Here is a 226-nt window from a genome sequence, read left to right as displayed (position 1 = left end):
TTTTTCTAAACCTTCTAACGTGCTTGCAACGTTTTCTAACGTCTTCTGAACCGATAACAACGTTCTGCATACATACACTACTAATACTGCGAAAGCAACCGCGATAATAGCCGCACTTACATATAAAAGAACTTGCATTTCATCACTTCCTTTATCTTTTTCATACTTTCTCCTATTATACAATCATTTTCCGTTTCATTCTAATCCCTATCTTTTCATTAGAATT

The 226-nt window shown here is 34.1% G+C and carries 1 protein-coding gene; it reads right to left on the bottom strand.

What is annotated here, in order from left to right; all coding sequences use genetic code 11:
- Nucleotides 1-138: DUF948 domain-containing protein (locus FE392_RS23245; protein ID WP_500692722.1), on the bottom strand; the 138-nt coding region annotated here is incomplete at its 3' end.
- Between the last annotated feature and the right edge of the window lie 88 nt (nt 139-226).

The organism is Xenorhabdus santafensis (assembly GCF_033949405.1).
Classification (GTDB): Bacteria; Pseudomonadota; Gammaproteobacteria; order Enterobacterales; family Enterobacteriaceae; genus Xenorhabdus; species Xenorhabdus santafensis.
Note: the sequence above shows the minus strand (reverse complement) of the source record. Positions and strands in the feature narration are given on the sequence as shown.